Origin of the sequence: Oceanimonas sp. GK1 (assembly GCF_000243075.1) — a bacterium.
Taxonomy (GTDB): Bacteria; Pseudomonadota; Gammaproteobacteria; order Enterobacterales; family Aeromonadaceae; genus Oceanimonas.
This window is the reverse complement of sequence record NC_016745.1, coordinates 1-14,754: the sequence shown is the minus strand read 5'-3', so window position 1 is coordinate 14,754 and position 14,754 is coordinate 1. Positions and strand designations below refer to the sequence as shown.

Annotated in this window: 17 protein-coding genes; 11 read left to right on the top strand and 6 right to left on the bottom strand. The window is 62.8% G+C overall.

Annotation, left to right across the window (positions count from 1 at the left end):
- The first annotated feature begins 224 nt into the window (after positions 1-224).
- Genes GU3_RS00085 through rmuC form a run of 3 tightly spaced genes read left to right on the top strand, consistent with a single transcriptional unit; the run spans position 225 to position 2,777 of the window.
- On the top strand, positions 225-1,148 hold the full coding sequence (locus GU3_RS00085) for a PfkB family carbohydrate kinase (protein WP_014290511.1): 924 nt from the start codon (positions 225-227) through the stop codon (positions 1,146-1,148).
- The gene (locus tag GU3_RS00080; protein ID WP_014290510.1) at positions 1,141-1,374 is read left to right on the top strand and encodes a hypothetical protein; all 234 of its coding nucleotides are present in this window, start codon (positions 1,141-1,143) and stop codon (positions 1,372-1,374) included. Before GU3_RS00085 ends, GU3_RS00080 begins: the two co-directional genes overlap by 8 nt.
- 2 nt (positions 1,375-1,376) lie before the next feature.
- A complete protein-coding gene (rmuC, locus tag GU3_RS00075) occupies positions 1,377-2,777 on the top strand; it encodes a DNA recombination protein RmuC (RefSeq protein WP_014290509.1) in 1,401 nt (466 codons plus the stop codon).
- Here rmuC and trkA read toward each other — a convergent pair.
- Genes trkA through def form a run of 4 tightly spaced genes read right to left on the bottom strand, consistent with a single transcriptional unit; the run spans position 2,753 to position 6,921 of the window.
- Positions 2,753-4,129 (bottom strand): Trk system potassium transporter TrkA, encoded by a 1,377-nt coding sequence (gene trkA, locus GU3_RS00070; protein WP_014290508.1) that lies wholly within the window; start codon positions 4,127-4,129, stop codon positions 2,753-2,755. The genes rmuC and trkA overlap by 25 nt on opposite strands.
- Entirely contained in the window at positions 4,126-5,421 is a 1,296-nt protein-coding gene (gene rsmB / locus GU3_RS00065) for a 16S rRNA (cytosine(967)-C(5))-methyltransferase RsmB (protein WP_014290507.1), read from the bottom strand. Before rsmB ends, trkA begins: the two co-directional genes overlap by 4 nt.
- Positions 5,422-5,446: 25 nt before the next feature.
- Positions 5,447-6,391, bottom strand: coding sequence for a methionyl-tRNA formyltransferase (gene fmt, locus GU3_RS00060; RefSeq protein WP_014290506.1), 945 nt, complete (start codon positions 6,389-6,391; stop codon positions 5,447-5,449).
- A 20-nt stretch (positions 6,392-6,411) separates the two neighbouring features.
- Positions 6,412-6,921, bottom strand: a complete 510-nt coding sequence (def, locus tag GU3_RS00055) for a peptide deformylase (RefSeq protein WP_014290505.1) — start codon at positions 6,919-6,921, stop codon at positions 6,412-6,414.
- A gap of 153 nt (positions 6,922-7,074) precedes the next feature.
- Between def and GU3_RS17420 the strand changes: the two genes are divergently transcribed.
- From GU3_RS17420 to hemF, 6 genes are read left to right on the top strand one after another with little or no spacing between them, the layout of a single operon-like run.
- A complete protein-coding gene (locus GU3_RS17420) occupies positions 7,075-8,088 on the top strand; it encodes a LysM peptidoglycan-binding domain-containing protein (protein ID WP_014290504.1) in 1,014 nt (337 codons plus the stop codon).
- The gene (gene dprA / locus GU3_RS00045; protein ID WP_014290503.1) at positions 8,069-9,166 is read left to right on the top strand and encodes a DNA-processing protein DprA; all 1,098 of its coding nucleotides are present in this window, start codon (positions 8,069-8,071) and stop codon (positions 9,164-9,166) included. The genes GU3_RS17420 and dprA overlap by 20 nt, the downstream gene beginning before the upstream one ends.
- A 2-nt stretch (positions 9,167-9,168) precedes the next feature.
- Positions 9,169-9,642: a DUF494 family protein gene (locus GU3_RS00040; RefSeq protein WP_014290502.1), complete on the top strand. Its 474-nt coding sequence runs from the start codon at positions 9,169-9,171 to the stop codon at positions 9,640-9,642.
- Positions 9,643-9,690: 48 nt separating this feature from the next.
- Positions 9,691-10,233, top strand: a complete 543-nt coding sequence (locus GU3_RS00035; protein WP_014290501.1) for a type I DNA topoisomerase — start codon at positions 9,691-9,693, stop codon at positions 10,231-10,233.
- A 33-nt stretch (positions 10,234-10,266) separates the two neighbouring features.
- Complete coding sequence (locus tag GU3_RS00030; RefSeq protein ID WP_014290500.1) at positions 10,267-10,830, top strand: L-threonylcarbamoyladenylate synthase; 564 nt, start codon at positions 10,267-10,269, stop codon at positions 10,828-10,830.
- Between the two features lie 23 nt (positions 10,831-10,853).
- Entirely contained in the window at positions 10,854-11,762 is a 909-nt protein-coding gene (gene hemF, locus GU3_RS00025; RefSeq protein ID WP_014290499.1) for an oxygen-dependent coproporphyrinogen oxidase, read from the top strand.
- Here hemF and hdfR read toward each other — a convergent pair.
- Positions 11,759-12,616 carry an HTH-type transcriptional regulator HdfR gene (hdfR, locus tag GU3_RS00020; protein ID WP_041543372.1) on the bottom strand — a complete coding sequence of 286 codons (858 nt, stop codon included), beginning with the start codon at positions 12,614-12,616 and terminating at the stop codon, positions 11,759-11,761. The two genes, hemF and hdfR, sit on opposite strands and share 4 nt — an antisense overlap.
- A gap of 162 nt (positions 12,617-12,778) precedes the next feature.
- On the opposite strand from hdfR, the gene aroE reads away from it, so the two are divergent.
- The gene (aroE, locus tag GU3_RS00015; RefSeq protein WP_014290497.1) at positions 12,779-13,603 is read left to right on the top strand and encodes a shikimate dehydrogenase; all 825 of its coding nucleotides are present in this window, start codon (positions 12,779-12,781) and stop codon (positions 13,601-13,603) included.
- Entirely contained in the window at positions 13,600-13,860 is a 261-nt protein-coding gene (locus GU3_RS00010; protein ID WP_014290496.1) for a DUF1488 domain-containing protein, read from the top strand. The genes aroE and GU3_RS00010 overlap by 4 nt, the downstream gene beginning before the upstream one ends.
- A 58-nt stretch (positions 13,861-13,918) precedes the next feature.
- Here GU3_RS00010 and GU3_RS00005 read toward each other — a convergent pair whose 3' ends face one another.
- Entirely contained in the window at positions 13,919-14,455 is a 537-nt protein-coding gene (locus GU3_RS00005) for a gamma carbonic anhydrase family protein (RefSeq protein WP_014290495.1), read from the bottom strand.
- Positions 14,456-14,754: the final 299 nt, after the last annotated feature.

The window sequence follows — 14,754 nt, the reverse complement described above, 5'->3', positions numbered from 1 at the left end:
GCTTTTAAGCCCGAACCGCGGGCTGAAGCGTCCCATGCTTGTTGCTATTTTGACTAAATGGCGACCGTATTGATCGCCAGGGCAGCATAGCAGGACTCAGAACGTCAAAGGTAGTCTTGTGAGTCCTTTCGGGTTGACCTGCATCAAGGGAAAGGCAATCAGGGGCTGGTGCCGGGGGGGAGCCGGGCGGTAAGATGCGGCCCTTATGTCAGTCGAGAATCATCATGCCGGGAGCCAACACCATTAAAAAGAACATCATGCTGCTGGCCAATCTGAACTGCGATCATGTGTTGCAGCTGGACGCGCCCCTGACGGCGGGGGCGCGGCTGCACTACCGGGATGCCGGGCGCCGGCTCGGGGGCGGGGCGGCCAATACCGGCGCCGGACTGTGCTGGGCCGGGCACCGGGTGACGGTGCTGGCGCGAGTGGGCCGGGACCCTACCGGTGACTGGCTGCTGCAGCAAGCCGAGGCACTGGGGCTGAACCTGGACCACGTGGAGCGGGTTGACGACGCCACCGGCGAGTTGCTGGTGCTGGTAGACAGCCAGGGGGAGCGGACCATACTGCGCCAGGCCCGCGCGCCGGCGTTGCCGGCCCGGCTGCCTCAGGCCCCCGTTGACTGCCTTTATGTCAACACCGAAGGGGCCGAGGTCGCCACCTATATGGATGCCATGAACCGCCATAGCCTGGTGATCAGCCAGTATCCCAGGGGCGGGCGTTGGCCGCGGCCCTGCCGCATCATGATGGCTTCCGCCGCCGACATGGGAGCGGTGGCCGACCCCTGGCAGCAGGCGCGGGCCCTGGCCGGCGAGGGTCTGGAGTGGCTGGTGCTGACCCACGGAGAGGACGGTGCCGAGGCCATCTCTGCCGGACGGCGCATTTGCGTGCCGGCGCCGGTGGTCACGGCGGTGGATGCCACCGGCGCCGGCGATGCCTTTGCCGGTGGCCTGATCCACGCCCTGGTGGCCGGTGCGTCCATGGACGACGCCCTGACCGAGGCCGGCCGCTGGGCGGCCTTTACCCTGGCATCAATCAGCTCCATTCCCTCCGGGCTGTTGCGGGACTACCTGGCCGGTGAGCTGAATTTCCCGGCCGGCGCTGGTAAGCTCGTGACAGAGAAGGTGAGTGGAGACGGCTTCAGTGAATGACAGTTTTCTGGTTTCCGCCCTGGCGTTGTGCTGGCGCTGGTCGGTGTTTCTGATGTTTCCCCTGCTGGTGTTCGGCTATGTGGAGATACTGGGTGTGCCGCTCGCCGAGTTCGATAACGGCGTCAATCATCACAAAGGGGTGCTGGTGTCCCTCTACCTGTTTTATGTGCTGTTGTGGTGGCGGTTCAACCGTCGCGTGCTGGCGCTGATCACCAGACGGAGATGAGTATGACCGACTGGTTGCCCCACTACTGGCCACTGGGGCTGGCCGCCCTGTCTGCCTTCGCCGGCTGGGGATTGACCCGGCTGGCCATGGGCGTGCGCCTGCAACTGGCGACCCAGCAGGGGGCACACTGGCAGCAGGCGCTGGTAGAGCGCAGTGCCGAGCTGCAGGACAGCCGCCAGCGGCTGGAGCAACAGCAGCAGCTGGTGCTGAAGATGAACGGCCGACTCAAGGAGTATGAAACCCTGCTGCGCCAGGAGCGGCAGTGGGCGGCGGAAAAACAGGCCCAGTTCGAGGCCAGTGAAACCCGGCTGCAGCAGCAGTTTGAAAACCTGGCCCAGCGCATCTTTGAGCAGAAGACCCACAATCTGCGGGAGCTGAACCAGACCAGCCTGGATGCCCTGCTGGGGCCGCTCAGGGAGCAGCTGGAGGGGTTTCGCCGCAACATGCAGGAAACCTACGCCGACGAAAGCCGCCAGCGCCACAGCCTGAAGTTTGAAATCGAGCGCCTGGCCGAGCTGCACAAGCAGATGAGCGCCGACACCCATGCCCTGACGCGGGCCCTGAAGGGGGACAGCAAGCAGCAGGGCAACTGGGGCGAGGTGGTACTGTCACGGGTGCTGTCTGAGTCTGGTTTACGGGAAGGCCATGAATACAGCACTCAGCAAAGCCTGACCAACGCCGACGGCAAGCGCTACCAGCCCGATGTGATTGTGCACCTGCCCCAGGACAAGGACATCATCATCGACGCCAAGGTCTCGCTCACCGCCTACGAGCGTTACTTCAACGGGGAAACCGAAGCCGAGCGCGAGCAGGCCCTGCGCGAGCATGTGACCTCGGTGCGGGGCCACATTCGTGAGCTGGGGCGCAAGGATTATCACCAGCTGCAGGGGGTGCGCACCCTGGACTATGTGCTGATGTTCGTGGCGGTGGAGCCGGCCTTTCTGGTGGCGGTGGAGCACGAGCCCGGGTTGGTGAAATACGCCCTCGACCACAATATTCTGCTGGTCAGCCCCACCAATTTGCTGGTGGCACTGCGCACCATCGAGAACCTGTGGCGGGTGGAGCGGCAGAACCAGAACGCCCGGCGTATTGCCGAGTCGGCGGGCAAACTCTATGAAAAACTGCGGCTGTTTACCGAAGACATGGAGGCGGTGGGATCCTCGCTGCGCCGGGCCGACGACAGCTACCAGCGGGCCATGAAACGGCTGGCTCACGGCCGGGGCAACCTGGTGCGCCAGGCCGAGGCGTTTCGGGAATTGGGGGTGGAGGTGGTCAAGCCGCTGCCCGAGCACCTGCGTGAACAGGCCCGGGACAGCGCCCCGGTGGCACAACTGGAGGGCGGGAGTGGCGGTGTTGAAGGCGCATCCGCCGAGGCCGGTTACAAAAAGAAGGGGCTGGGCTGAAACAGCCGCTCCACCTCCGGAATAAACTTCTTGTCGACCAGAAACAGCACCACATGATCGTTTTGCTCGATCACCGTCTTGTCGTGGGCGATCAGCACCTCTTCGCCGCGCACAATGGCGCCGATGGTGGTGCCCGGCGGCAGCTTGAGATCGCCGACCTTGCGCCCCACCACCCGGGAGGTGGTGCTGTCGCCGTGGGCGATGGCCTCAATGGCCTCGGCCGCGCCCCGGCGCAGGGAGTAGACGTTGACGATGTCGGCCCGGCGCACATGGGTCAGCAGTGCCGAAATGGTGGCCTGCTGGGGTGAGATGGCCACGTCTATGGTACCGCCCTGCACCAGATCGACATAGGCGCCGCGCTGGATCAGCACCATCACCTTGCGCGCCCCCATTTTCTTGGCGAGCATGGCCGACATGATGTTGGCCTCGTCCTGGTTGGTGACCGCGATAAACACGTCCACCTGGTCGATGTGCTCTTCGATCAGCAGCTCCTGATCCGAGGCATCGCCGCAGAAGACGATGGTGTTCTCCAGCAGCTCCGACAACTGCTCGGCCCGGGCCGGGTTGTGCTCAATGAGCTTGACCGAGTAGCGCTGCTCCAGCCGCCGGGCCAGGCCGGCGCCGATGTTGCCGCCGCCGACAATCATGATGCGCTTGTAGTCGTTTTCCAGCCGCTGCAGCTCCGACATGACCGCGCGAATGTGACCGCTGGCGGCGACGAAAAACACCTCGTCATCGGCCTCGATAATGGTGGTCCCCTGGGGGCGAATGGGTCTGTCCTGACGGAAGATGGCGGCCACCCGAGTATCGATGCTGGGCATGTGATCCCGCAGGGTGGACAGGGCGTTGCCCACCAGCGGCCCGCCGTAATAGGCCTTGATCGCCACCAGGCCAACCTTGCCTTCGGCAAAGTCCACCACCTGCAGGGCGCCCGGATATTGCACCAGCCGGTAGATGTATTCGGTGACCAGCTGTTCGGGGGCGATCAGGTTATCGACCGGAATGGCCTCGTTCAGAAACAGGCGCTCCCGCTCGGCCAGAAATTCCGGCGAGCGAATGCGGGCCACCTTGTTGGGGGTGTTGAACAGGGAATAGGCCACCTGACAGGCGATCATGTTGGTTTCGTCGCTGTTGGTGACCGCCACCAGCATGTCGGCATCCTGGGCGCCGGCCTCGCGCAGCACCGCCGGGTAGGCGCCGTGACCGTTGACCACCCGCAGGTCGTACTTGTCCTGCAGCTCGCGCAGGCGCTCGGTGTTGGTGTCGACTATGGTGATGTCGTTGTTCTCACCCACCAGGTTTTCCGCCAGGGTGCCGCCCACCTGGCCGGCCCCCAGAATGATGATTTTCATGCCTGTTTCGCTATGCTGGCGTAATAGAAACCGTCCCGCTCATCCTCACCCGGCAGCAATTGCCAGCCCGGCTGGTCCGGCGTGTCGCCGGCATGCAGGGGCCGGTGCACCGCGTCCGGGGTGCGGGCCAGAAAGGCCTTGATCTGCTCGCGGTTCTCATCGGGCAAAATGGAGCAGGTGGCGTACAGCAGCATACCGCCGGGCTTCAGTTGTTGCCACAGGGCATCGAGAATTTGCGATTGCAATGCGGCCAGCTGGGCGATGTCCTCGGGCCGGCGCAGCCACTTGATGTCCGGATGGCGGCGGATCACGCCGGTGGCGGAGCAGGGGGCATCGAGCAGAATGCGATCGAACTGTGGCCCTTGCCACCAGTCGCCGGGGTGAGCGGCGTCGCCCTGCCGCACGGTGGCGGTCAGGCCGATGCGCGCCAGGTTCTGGTGCACCCGCTGCAGCCGGTCGGCGTCCATGTCGATGGCCACCAGCTGGCTCAGCGCCGGCTGGCGTTCCAGAATATGGGCGGTCTTGCCGCCGGGGGCGGCACAGGCGTCGAGCACCAGTTCGCCCGGTTGTGCGTCCAGCAACTGGGCCGCCATCTGGGCGGCGGCGTCCTGCACCGAGCAGTGACCCAGGTCAAAGCCGGGCAGGGTGGTGACGTCCGCCGGCCGGGCCAGCCGCAGGGCCTGGGGGGCGAGGGGATCGGCGTTGGCCTCGATGCCGTTTTCCGCCAGCAGCGCCGAGTAATCTTCCCGGCTGTGATGGTTTTCGTTGACCCGAATCCACATGGGCGGATGGCGGTTGTTGGCCGCCATGATGGCTTCCCACTGATCGGGATAGGCCTGTTGCAGCCGTTTCATCAGCCAGTTGGGGTGGGCCAGGCGCAGTTGGGGCAGGGCATCGGCCTTGGCTTCCAGCTCCTGCTGTTGGCGCTGCACATTGCGAAGCACGCCGTTGACCAGCCCCTTGAAAGGCTCGGCCTTGAGCCGCTTGCAGGCGGCGACGGTTTCCGCCAGGGCGGCATGGGCCGGAATGCGGGTATACAGCAACTGGTACAGGCCTACCAGCAGCAGGGCGTGCACCGGCTGGTATTTGCCCTTGAGCGGCTTGTCGAGCAGTTGCTTGGCCATGGCGTCGAGGCGGCTATACCAGCGCAGGGTGCCAAAACACAGCTCCTGCAACAGGGCGCGATCCTTGGCGGCCACCTCCTGCTGGTAACGGGGCAGCAGGGTGGAAAGGGACTGGCCCTGGTTGATCACCTGGTGAACCACGGAGGCCGCGGCGGCGCGAGTTTTCATGGTGTTCTCTTCTGGTTGGCGGTGGTCAGGACAGCTGGCTGCCGGGGGTGAACCAGTCCTTGCGGGCGTTGAGCAGATCCTGGCAGCTCATGGCCTTTTTGCCCGGCGGTTGCAGGCTCAGCAGGCGCAGCACGCCCTGGCCGGTGGCCACGTCGATGCCATTTTTGCCGGCGGCGATGATGGTGCCCGGGGCGGCAGCCGAGGCTTCATCCAGCACCTCGGCCTGCCACAGCTTGATGTTGTGCTCGCCGACCAGAAAGTAGCTCACCGGCCAGGGGTTGAAGGCGCGCACGCAGCGCTCCAGCTGGGCGGCGGGCAGGGTCCAGTCGATGCGGGCCTCTTCCTTGCTCAGCTTCTCGGCGTAGTTGGCCAGGGCGTCGTTCTGCGGTTCGGCCACGGCGCTGCCGTCGGCCAGCTGGCCAAGAGTGTGCAGCAGCGCTCGTGGGCCGAGCACGGCCAGCTTTTCATACAGGCTGGCGGAGGTATCACCGGCCTCGATGGGCAGGCTTTCCTTGTGCAGCATGGCGCCGGTGTCCAGGCCCTTGTCCATCTGCATGATGGTGACGCCGGTGGCGGCATCGCCGGCCCAGATGGCACGCTGAATGGGGGCCGCACCGCGCCAGCGGGGCAGCAGGGAGCCGTGCACGTTAATGCAGCCCAGGCGCGGGGTGTCGAGCACCACTTGCGGCAGGATCAGGCCGTAGGCTACCACCACCATGAGGTCGGCACCGAGGGCCGCCAGCTCGGCCTGGGCGGTTTCGTCACGCAGGCTCTGGGGCTGGTATACCGGCAGGCCGGCCTGCTCGGCGGTGACCTTGACCGGGCTGGGGGTGAGCTTCTTGCCCCGGCCGGCAGGGCGGTCGGGCTGGGTGTAAACGGCAATCACATGGTGGCCGGCATCCAGCAGCGCCTGCAGGTGGCGGGCGGCAAAGTCGGGCGTGCCGGCAAAAACGAGGTTGAGTTTGCTCAAGAGGAATCCTTAGCGGTGAATCAGTGCTGTTCCTGGCGGGTCATTTTTTCCATTTTCTGACGAATACGCTGGCGCTTGAGCGGCGACAGGTAGTCGACAAACAGCTTGCCGATCAGGTGATCCATCTCGTGCTGAATGCAGATCGCCAGCAGATCGTCGGCGTCCAGCTCAAAGGTCTCGCCGTGGCGATCCTGAGCGCGAACCTTCACCCGTTCGGCGCGGGGCACCAGGGCGCGGGCGCCGGGCACCGACAAACAGCCTTCCTCGATGCCGGTGCTGCCGTGGCTGTCCAGGATCTCCGGGTTGATCAGCACCAGCGGATGCTCGCGATCCTCGGACACGTCGATAACGATAATGCGCTGATGAATGTCGACCTGGGTGGCCGCAAGCCCTATGCCTTCTTCGGCATACATGGTCTCAAACATATCATCTACAATGGTCTGTAACTCGGGGGTGAAGGCGTCAACCGGTTTGGCGACGGTACGCAGCCGCTCATCGGGAAAGCGCAATACTTCTAATACTTTGGCCATAACAACACTGTTTTCCTGTATTCGGTACTGTCAGTATTTTAGCCATTTGCGACATAAAAATCAGCAACAGTCGGCAGACCACGGCAGGAGTGGTTATTTATGGCCAACAGCATGTCTGGGGCGGCAGGGATGATAAAACCGAGAGCATGGCTTTTGACCGGCATATTACTGCTGATCTGTGGCGCCCCTCAGGCCGGAACCCTGGCGCTGAAACCCAGCCATCCCGACAGTTACACCGTGCGTCAGGGGGATACCCTGTGGGATATTTCCGCCCGCTTTCTTGCTTCTCCCTGGCAGTGGCCCCGGCTGTGGCAGGCCAATCCTCAGCTTGCCAATCCCCACCGGATTTACCCCGGCGACCGGCTGACCCTGATCTGGGTGAACGGCGAGCCCCGGCTGGTGCACGAAGGCACGGGTCAGCCCGGCGGCGTCGTCAGGTTGTCGCCCCGCATGCGGCCCGAGTCGGCGGTAACCACGGTGCCCCTGGCCGCCATCATCAACTACACCCGTGATTACCAGTTGCTGTCCTCCGCCGAGCTGGCCTCGGCGCCGGTGCTGCTGGGCAGTCGGCACGGACGGGATCTGCTGCGCCAGGGCGAGCTGGCCTACGTGGCTGGCCGGACCAAGCCCGGACAGCTGTATGGCGTGTATCGGCACAGGGGCAGGCTGACCGACGAACACCGCCGTGAGGTTTATGGTCACCGGGCCATGCTGGTGGGCGTCGTGCATGCGCGTGAGCAGCTTGAGCCACGTTTTGCCAGCGTGCAGATCCGCAGCCTGAGCCGGGAAATGCGGCCGGGCGATGTGCTGCTGCCCCTGTCGGCCGGGCAGGCGTTGGCGGCGTTTTACCAGCCCGCACCGGGCCCGGACCTCGGCGACGGCCGGGTGCTGGCAATGGGCCATGAGGGGGCCGTGGCCGCCCGCCATGAGGTGGTGCTGTTGAACAAGGGCCAGCAAGACGGCCTGCGCACGGGCGACCTTTATGGTGTGTACCGCCCGGCCCCGCCGGGCGGTACGTCGATCCCCCTGCCGCCCCTGGCGGTGGCCCGGATCATGGTGTTCCAGACCTTTGAACACGCCAGCGCGGCCCTGGTGCTCGACAGCCGGGAGCCGGTGCAGCGTCACTATCAGTTGGGTGAGCCGGAATATGACGAGCAGGGCCTTTGACTCCCATTCCCTGTTGCCCTGGCTTGCCTTGCAGCAGGCCCGCGGGCTGGGGCCGGTGCGTGGCTGGGCACTGTGGCAGCGGCTGGGTGCCGGCTGTCAAAATGTTGAACACTTGCGCGAGGCGGGCATCGACGAAGGGTTGCGCACCGAGTTGCTGGTGCCTCGGCACGCCTTGCTGGAACGGTTGCTGCAGTGGTGTCAGGCTGGTCCCCAACGGCATATATTGACGCGCGCTGATGAACGCTACCCCGTTTTGCTCAACCGGCTGCCCGGTGCCCCCTTGCTGCTGTTTGTGGAAGGCAACCTGCAGGTGCTGGATCTTCCCCAGCTGGCGGTGGTGGGCAGCCGCCACCCTTCTTATGTCGGCAAGGAAAACACCCAAACCCTGATCCCGCCGCTGGTGGAGGCGGGGCTGGCCATTACCTCGGGGCTGGCCATGGGCATCGACGGCCTGGCCCATCAGGCTAGCCTGAATGCCGGCGGCACCACCCTGGCGGTGTTCGGCTCCGGGCTGGCCCAGTGCCACCCCAAGCGCCATGCTCGCCTGGCCCGGCAGATTATCGAGGCCGGTGGTGCACTGCTGTCGGAATGTTATCCCTGGGAAAAGCCCCAGGCTTTTCAGTTTCCCCGCCGCAACCGCATCATCAGCGGTCTCAGCCTGGGCGTGCTGGTCATGGAAGCCGCCGAGCGCAGCGGGTCGCTGATCACCGCGCGCTTTGCCCTGGAGCAGAACCGGGAAGTGTTTGCCGTGCCCGGAGCCCGGCAAAACCCGCAGGCAGCAGGTTGTAACCGGTTGATCCAGCAGGGGGCCAAGTTGGTGTGTGAGGCGGACGACGTGCTCGAAGAACTGGCGCAGTTCTCTGCGGCGGCAGTCAAAATTCACCATACCGCCACGGAGCAATTATTGCCTTATCCGGACTTGTTGGATACCGTAGGTTTAGAGGCAACGGCGCTGGATGTGATAGCAAGCCGTTGTCGGCAGCCGGTGCATGAGGTGATAACCCGGTTGGTCGAGCTGGAACTGGCTGGCTGGGTGGAGTCCGTGCCTGGGGGTTATGTCAGAGCGAGGAGGAGCTGATCATGTTCGAAGTACTGATGTACTTGTTCGAGACCTACATCCATGCGGATGTAGACACCATGGTGGATCAGGATGAACTCGCCGAAGAACTGACCGAAGCGGGTTTCAACAAGGAAGAAATCCTCAAGGCGCTGGCCTGGCTGGAACGTCTGGCCGAGCTGCAGGAAGCGGATGAACCTCCGTCCTGGGCCTGTTCCGCCCCCGATTCATTTCGTATCTACACCCCGGAAGAGCTGTACAAGCTTGATACCGAGGGCCGCGGCTTTTTGCTGTTTCTTGAGCAGATCAAGGTACTCAATGCCGACACTCGGGAGATAGTGATCGATCGGGTGATGGAACTGGACTCGCCGGTCATCGAACTTGACGACCTCAAGTGGGTGGTGCTGATGGTGCTGTTCAATGTACCCGGCAGCGAGTCGGCTTATCACCAGCTGGAAGATCTGTTGTTCGATCAACCCGACGGAGCGGTTCACTGAACCCGGCCGCGCTGGTAGAATTCAGAGCGATGAATTCGGAGGCGCGGCATGTCGAAAATTGATCCCAGTCTGTTCAGTGGCAAGCCACCGGCCCGGCCCGATGAGGCCTGCCCCGACTGTGGCCGGCCCCTGCAATTGCGTCATGGCAGGCATGGCGCCTTTCTGGGCTGCTCTGCCTATCCCGATTGTGACTACCTGCGCCCGCTGAAAGTCATCGAACACGATGAAGACGTGGAGAAACCGCTGGAAGGCAGCGCCTGTCCCCTGTGTGGCCATACCCTGGCCATTCGCAAGGGACGCTACGGGCTTTTTATCGGCTGCTCTCATTACCCCGCCTGTCACTACGTGGCCGATCTCAATGATCAGGGCAACAGTGATCCGGTCTGCCCGGTGTGCAGCAAGGGTCATCTGGTGGCCCGCACGTCCCGCTATGGCAAGCGTTTCTATGCTTGCGATGCCTATCCCGGCTGCCGTTATATCATCAATGAAAAACCGGTCGCCCAGGCCTGTCCCGACTGCGGCTTTGGTATTCTGGCCGAGCGAAAGGGACGCCTGCATTGCCCCTGCAAGGGCTGTGGCTACCAGCAGTAAGCGGCTTTTATTCAACAAGGACATTCAGTTTCAATGACTCAGCAAGCGCTTTTTACCGCCGTTGACCAGCTTGAGCAGGGCGGAGTGATTGGCTATGCCACCGAGGCGGTGTTTGGCATTGGCTGCGATCCCGACAACGGCGAGGCGGTACAGCGGGTGCTGGCGATCAAGGAGCGCCCCGTCGACAAGGGGCTGGTGCTGATCGCCGCCGATGTCAGCCAGTTGCTGCCCTATCTGGATCTGACCCGGCTGCCGGAAGGGCGGCTGGAGGTGATCCTGGAAAGCTGGCCGGGCCCCTATACCTGGATTATTCCGGCCCGGCCCGAGGTGCCCGAGTGGCTGAAAGGCCGCTTTGACTCGCTGGCGGTGCGGGTCACCGATCATCCCCAGGCCCACGATCTCTGCCTGGCCTTTGGCAAGCCGCTGGTCTCGACCAGTGCCAACAAAAGCGGTGAAGAGCCGGCGCGCAGCGCCGAGGAGCTGGCCGGGCGGCTCGGGAACGAACTTGATTATATATTGCCGGGCAACACTGGGGGGCGGGCCAATCCCTCGCTTATTCGAGATGGCATTACCGGCGCCGTGCTGCGCCCGGCCTGACTGCATATCAACAAGGAACCATGATGAGTACCAAACCGGATACCGCGGCCGTGAAGGCGTTTTTACTGGAGCTGCAGGACCGTATCTGCCGGCAACTGGAGCTGGCCGATGGCACCGGGCGCTTTGTGGAAGACAACTGGAGCCGGGAAGAGGGTGGCGGTGGCCGCAGCCGGGTGCTGCGGAACGGGGCCGTGATCGAGCAGGGCGGCGTGAACTTCTCCCACGTATACGGTGCCGCCATGCCGGCCTCGGCCACGGCACACCGGCCCGAGCTGGCCGGTCGTTCCTTTGAGGCCATGGGCGTGTCGCTGGTGATCCACCCGCACAATCCCCATGTACCCACCAGCCATGCCAATGTACGCTTTTTTATTGCCGAGAAGGAAGGTGCCGATCCGGTATGGTGGTTTGGCGGCGGCTTCGATTTGACCCCCTTCTATCCGGTGGAAGACGACTGCCGGCACTGGCACCGGGTATCAAAGGCGCTGTGCGAGCCCTTTGGTGAGGAGGTCTACCCCAAATACAAGGACTGGTGCGACCGGTATTTTTACCTCAAACACCGGAATGAAACCCGGGGAGTTGGCGGCCTGTTCTTTGATGACCTCAACGACTGGCCCTTTGAGCAGTGTTTTGCCTTTATGCAGGCGGTGGGGCAGGGGTATCTGGATGCTTACCTGCCGATCATCGAACGCCGCAAGGAGACCCCTTATGGCGAGACCGAGCGCCAGTTCCAGCTGTACCGGCGCGGGCGTTACGTAGAGTTTAACCTGGTCTACGACAGGGGCACCCTGTTTGGGCTGCAGACCGGCGGGCGGACCGAGTCCATTTTGATGTCGATGCCACCGCTGGCGCGCTGGGAATACAACTGGCAGCCCGAGCCAGGCACCAATGAGGCCCGGCTGCAGGCGTTTCTGGAACCCAGAGACTGGGTTTAAGCGGTTGCCTCTTCGGAGGCACCGAACAGCTCGATCACCTTGTCGATCAAGGCCTGGCGTTCGCCACCGGGCAGAAAGGCGGCATAAACCTCCCGGCTGATGGTGGGGGCGTCATCCACCAGAAACAGCCGCTCCTGATCCTGGTATTGCCGGATCATCGAGCTCGGCAAAAAGGCGCTGCCACCGTGATGCAGCAGGTATTCCAGGGCAATCCGTACCGAGCCGGTGTGCAACAGCGGCGGGGTGGCGGTATTGAACAATTTGGCGTGCTGGGTGTTGAAGGCGGTGCCCCAGTCGATGCGAATATAGTCCTGGGCCATGGCCCGGGCGGCATCGAGATCCGGGTAGGTGGAGACCAGCTGCAGGTCCATGGTGTGGGTGGCGATATGACGTACGCCCTCAATGCGGGCCGGATCCGTGAGAAAGGCCAGATCCAGGGTGCGGCTCAGCAGCGCCCGGGTCATTTGCTCGGGCGTGCGAATGTCCGCCCGCAGCGACAGCGCCGGCAGCTCGCAATAAAGCCGGTGCAGGCCGTTCTGCAGATAGGCGTCCCACAGGTTGGCGGTGCCGGCCACCGCCAGTTGCTGGGTTTGCCGTTCACTCAGCGCCACCTCGTGCTGGGCCCGGGCCCAGGCCAGCAGCATGGACTCGGCATGGGGGATCAGCGCCTCGCCGGACGAAGTCAGCTGAATGTTGTTGCGCAGCCGGGTGAACAGGGTCACCCCCAGCTGGCTTTCCAGCTGGCGAATGCGAAAGCTGACCGCCGAGGGGGTCAGATAAAGATGCTCTGCCGCCTTGCCGAAGTGACGGGTACGGGACACTTCCAGGAAGGTTTTTAAAAGTTCGGTATCCAAGGCCAACCACAATTATTTTGTTCGTTAGCGCAAAATCTATTCGTTTCAGCGGCTAATGCAACCAAAAAAACGCCGTTCGTGGCAATATAATTCCAATCCCCTTTGAACATCACGGTTAGCCGCCGAGATCAGGCGGCCGCCCGACCAGCAGCGAGAGCCATCATGGACAGATATGTCGTTATCGGTAACCCCATTGCCCACAGTCAGTCTCCCTTTATTCATCAGGCGTTTGCCGAGCAGACCGGGCAGGCCATGAGCTATGAGCGCCTGCTGTTGCCGCTGGACAACTTTGAAGGCGGCCTGGGTCATTTTGTGCGTGAAGGGGGGCGTGGCTGCAATATTACCGTACCGTTCAAGACCGATGCCCTGGCGGTGGCCGATGAACTGAGCGAGCGCGCCACGCTGGCGGAGGCGGTCAATACCCTCAAGGTGCTGGAAGACGGCCGCCTGTTGGCCGACAACACCGACGGCGCCGGTCTGGTGATGGATCTTCATCGCCTGGGCGTACCCCTGGCGGAGCAGCGCATTCTGCTGTTGGGGGCGGGCGGGGCGGCCCGGGGCGTGATGGGGCCGCTGCTGGCCGAACGGCCGGCCGCGCTGGTGGTAGCCAACCGTACCCAGGCCCGCGCCGAGGCGCTGGCAACACGCTTTGCCGGACTGGGGCCGGTGACTCACCAGACAATGGATGATCTGCAGGGTGCCTTTGATCTTATCATCAACAGTACCTCCGCCAGCCTTCAGGGAGAGCGACTAACGCTGCCTGCCAGCCTTTGTCATTCCGGTACTCAGGTCTACGATATGATGTATGGCCGGGAAGAAACTCCCTTTTTGTGCTGGGCGGCCGAGCAGGGAGTAAGTAAACGTTACGATGGTCTGGGCATGCTGGTGGGGCAGGCGGCGGAGAGTTTCTATCTCTGGCGCGGTGTGCGCCCCGACATGGAGCCGGTGTTGCTGGCGCTCAGGGCCAGGCTGGAGCAGGCACAATGAATCAGGACATCATCGTCGGTGACGAAATTTACTGGCAACCCGATGATCAGCGGGTGGCGTTCAGTACCCACTGGCAGGGACGACAAATTCCCTGCTTTATTGCGTTGCACCGGCTGGAGCACCTGTCCGGCCAGCAACTGGCTGACGAGGCCAGTGTGATCCTGGCTTTTGAGCAGGTCCGTTTCGATATCGAAGAGCTGGTGTGCGAACGAATCGAAGAAGAGGCCTTTGCGCCGGACGGCAGCATCAGCCTGTAATTGCTGATGCGAAAAGGGTGAGGAGTGAGGAGATATTTCACACCTCACACCTCACACCTCAATCTTGCTGCAGATATTCATCTTTCAGGCGTACATAGTTGTCGGCCGACTCGGGCAGAAAGGCTTTTTCTGCTTCGGTCAGCGGCCGGGCTTGACGCACCGGTGAGCCGACATACAAAAAGCCGGCTTCCAGCCGCTTGCCCGGCGGCACCAGACTGCCAGCACCGATAATCACATCGTCTTCCACTACGGCACCATCCAGAATAATGGCGCCCATGCCCACCAGTACCCGGTTTCCTATGGTGCAGGCGTGCAGCATGGCCTTGTGGCCAACCGTTACGTCATCACCGATCAGCAGAGGCAGGCCGTCGGGGCGTGATTCGCTTTTACGGGTGACGTGCAGCACGCTGCCATCCTGAATATTGGTACGGGCACCAATGCGAATGTGGTTCACATCGCCTCGGGCGGCAACCAGAGGCCAGATGCTACTGTCGTCACCCAGCGTAATGTCGCCGTAGAGCACGGCAGACTCTTCTACAAACACGCGCTCGCCCAGCGTTGGAACTATTCCCTGGTATGCCTTTAATGATTTCATGCCTTCATCTCTTTATTGGGGGCTGACAGGGCAATATAGTACCGAAACCCAGATAAAAGTGCAGGATCTGTGTATAACTCTGTGGCTAACATGTGATTTTGCTGGGTTAATAAGCGTTCGGTGCTGAAACCCCGTTTTTTGTCAAAAAAGCCCTTGCGCAAAAATCGCGGCTCCCTATAATGCGCCCTCACTGACACGGCGGAACACGCCACGGTCAACAAGCAGTAAAAACTTCGGTTCCAATGCTTGACGAATAAATAGGACGGCGTAGAATACGCAGCCCTGACCAGCGAAAGCAG

Coding starts and splice junctions, on each gene's coding strand:
- GU3_RS00010 (WP_014290496.1), top strand. CDS start 13,600: ATGAATCAGGACATCATCGTCGGTGACGAAATTTACTGGCAACCCGAT.
- trkA (WP_014290508.1), bottom strand. CDS start 4,129: ATGAAAATCATCATTCTGGGGGCCGGCCAGGTGGGCGGCACCCTGGCG.
- GU3_RS00040 (WP_014290502.1), top strand. CDS start 9,169: ATGTTCGAAGTACTGATGTACTTGTTCGAGACCTACATCCATGCGGAT.
- rmuC (WP_014290509.1), top strand. CDS start 1,377: ATGACCGACTGGTTGCCCCACTACTGGCCACTGGGGCTGGCCGCCCTG.
- GU3_RS00035 (WP_014290501.1), top strand. CDS start 9,691: ATGTCGAAAATTGATCCCAGTCTGTTCAGTGGCAAGCCACCGGCCCGG.
- dprA (WP_014290503.1), top strand. CDS start 8,069: ATGACGAGCAGGGCCTTTGACTCCCATTCCCTGTTGCCCTGGCTTGCC.
- GU3_RS00030 (WP_014290500.1), top strand. CDS start 10,267: ATGACTCAGCAAGCGCTTTTTACCGCCGTTGACCAGCTTGAGCAGGGC.
- GU3_RS00005 (WP_014290495.1), bottom strand. CDS start 14,455: ATGAAATCATTAAAGGCATACCAGGGAATAGTTCCAACGCTGGGCGAG.
- hemF (WP_014290499.1), top strand. CDS start 10,854: ATGAGTACCAAACCGGATACCGCGGCCGTGAAGGCGTTTTTACTGGAG.
- GU3_RS00085 (WP_014290511.1), top strand. CDS start 225: ATGCCGGGAGCCAACACCATTAAAAAGAACATCATGCTGCTGGCCAAT.
- aroE (WP_014290497.1), top strand. CDS start 12,779: ATGGACAGATATGTCGTTATCGGTAACCCCATTGCCCACAGTCAGTCT.
- rsmB (WP_014290507.1), bottom strand. CDS start 5,421: ATGAAAACTCGCGCCGCCGCGGCCTCCGTGGTTCACCAGGTGATCAAC.
- def (WP_014290505.1), bottom strand. CDS start 6,921: ATGGCCAAAGTATTAGAAGTATTGCGCTTTCCCGATGAGCGGCTGCGT.